The sequence below is a fragment of the Pseudomonas sp. 2VD genome (assembly GCF_005503585.1).
In the GTDB taxonomy this organism is placed as follows: domain Bacteria; phylum Pseudomonadota; class Gammaproteobacteria; order Pseudomonadales; family Pseudomonadaceae; genus Pseudomonas; species Pseudomonas aeruginosa.
The window spans coordinates 1-2,364 of record NZ_SCND01000564.1 but is presented as its reverse complement, the minus strand read 5'-3'; the positions used below and the strand labels follow the sequence as shown (position 1 = coordinate 2,364).

The window sequence follows — 2,364 nt, the reverse complement described above, 5'->3', positions numbered from 1 at the left end:
GGAATACGACCTCGAATACATCGCCAAGTGGTCGGTGTGGTTCGACCTCTACATCCTGTTCCGTACGGTGCCAGCCGTACTCCTGACCAAGGAAGTCTACTGATGAACGCCGTCGCCCCGCTGATCCCATGCATCGTTTCCGGCGGTTCCGGGACCCGCCTGTGGCCGGTTTCCCGGGAGAGCATGCCGAAACCCTTCATGCGCCTGGCCGATGACCAGAGCCTGTTGCAGAAGACCTTCCTGCGTATCGCCGGGCTGCCGGACGTCGCCCGCCTGCTCACGGTGACCAACCGCGACCTGCTGTTCCGTACCCTGGACGACTACCGCGCGGTCAACCGCAGCGGCCTGGCCCAGGACCTGTTGCTGGAGCCGGTGGGACGCAATACCGCGCCGGCCATCGCCGCCGCCGCGCTGCATGTGCAGGAGCACTTCGGCGACCAGGCGCAGTTGCTGATCCTTCCCGCCGACCACCTGATCCGCGACGAGCAGGCCTTCGCCGCGGCGGTGGCCGAGGCTCGCGAACTCGCGGCGCAGGGCTACCTGGTGACCTTCGGCATCACCCCGGAGCGCGCCGAGACCGGCTTCGGCTATATCGAACAGGGCGCCCCGCTGGGCAACGGCTTCCGGGTCGCGCGCTTCGTCGAGAAACCCGACCAGGCCACCGCTCAGTCCTACCTGGACAGCGGCAAGTACCTGTGGAATGCCGGCATGTTCTGCTTCCAGGCCGCCACCGTGTTGCAGGAACTGGAGCGCCACGCGCCGGAGGTGCTGATCGCCGCCCGCGCCGCCCTGGCCGACGGCAGCAGCCTGGAGAACGGCCAGTGCCGCCAGCGCGAGCTGGCCGCCGGGGCCTTCGCCGAGGCGCCGGACATCTCCGTCGACTACGCGCTGATGGAGCGCTCGGACAAGGTCGCCGTGGTGCCCTGCTCCATCGGCTGGAGCGACATCGGCTCCTGGCAGGCGCTGCGCGAACTCAGCGCGGCGGACGAGAACGGCAACCAGGTACGCGGCGAAAGCGTGCTGCACGACGTCAGCAACTGCTACATCGATTCGCCGAAGCGCCTGGTCGGCGCCGTCGGCGTGCACGACCTGATCATCGTCGACACCCCCGACGCCCTGCTGGTGGCCGACGCGGCGCGCAGCCAGGACGTCAAGTTCGTCGCCCAGGAACTCAAGCGTCGCGGCCACGACGCCTTCCGCCTGCACCGCACGGTCAGCCGGCCCTGGGGCACCTACACCGTGCTCGAGGAAGGCCGCCGCTTCAAGATCAAGCGCATCGTGGTGCGCCCCAAGGCTTCGCTGTCGTTGCAGATGCACCACCATCGCAGCGAGCACTGGATCGTGGTCAGCGGCATGGCGCTGGTGGAGAACGGCGAGCGCGAGTTTCTCCTCAACACCAACGAATCCACCTTCATCCCCGCCGGGCATAGCCACCGCCTGAGCAACCCGGGGATCATCGACCTGGTGATGATCGAGGTGCAGAGCGGCGAGTACCTCGGCGAGGACGACATCGTCCGCTTCAACGACATCTACGGTCGCGCCCCCGCCAGCGACGAGAAGAAAGCCTGATGCGCTGCGCCCTGGTCATTCCCACGCGCAACGCCGGCGCGCACCTGGACCGGCTGCTGCCGGCCCTGGCCGCGCAACGGCGGCAGCCGGACAGCATCCTGGTGGTGGACAGCCGCTCCAGCGACGACACGGTGGAGCGCTTCCGCGCCTTCGGCGCGCGGGTCGAGGTCATCGAGCCGGCCAGCTTCAACCACGGCGGGACGCGGCGCTGGGCCAGCCAGCAGGTCGAGGCCGACGCGCTGATCTACCTGACCCAGGACGCCATTCCCGCCTCGCCCGACAGTTTCGCCAACCTGCTCGACGAACTCTATGCCGAGGCCGACATCGGCGTGGCCTACGGCCGCCAGTTGCCGCACCCCGGCGCCGGCCTGCTCGGCGCCCAGGCGCGGCGCTTCAACTACCCGCCGGAAAGCCGCAGCAAGCGCCTGGCCGACGCCTCGGAACTGGGGATCAAGACCTGCTTCAGTTCCGACTCGTTCTCCGCCTACCGCAGCGACGCCCTGGCGGCCGTCGGCGGCTTCCCCGAAGACGTCATCGGCAGCGAGGACGCCTACGTCGCCGCGCGCCTGCTGCAGGCCGGCTACGCGGTGCGCTACGCGGCCAGCGCCGAGGTCTACCATTCCCACGATTACCGCTTGCTGGAAGAGTTCCGCCGCTATTTCGACATCGGCGTGTTCTACGGCCGCGAGCGTTGGATACGTGCCGCCTTCGGCGGCGCGGGTGGCGAGGGCAAGCGCTATGTCCTCGCCGAGATACAGGCCTTGCGTGCCGCCGGTGCCCTGTATCGCGTACCTG

Annotated in this window: 3 protein-coding genes; all 3 read left to right on the top strand. The window is 68.7% G+C overall.

The annotated features are described in order from the left end of the window. A partial coding sequence (locus tag FFS27_RS31705; RefSeq protein WP_171019272.1) for a sugar transferase occupies window positions 1–103 on the top strand: 103 nt, incomplete at its 5' end. Then, complete coding sequence (locus FFS27_RS31700) at window positions 103–1,569, top strand: mannose-1-phosphate guanylyltransferase/mannose-6-phosphate isomerase (RefSeq protein WP_003089225.1); 1,467 nt, start codon at window positions 103–105, stop codon at window positions 1,567–1,569. The genes FFS27_RS31705 and FFS27_RS31700, both read left to right, overlap by 1 nt. Beyond that, window positions 1,569–2,364 (top strand): glycosyltransferase family 2 protein (locus FFS27_RS31695; protein WP_137952501.1); only part of this gene is annotated, 796 nt, incomplete at its 3' end. The genes FFS27_RS31700 and FFS27_RS31695, both read left to right, overlap by 1 nt.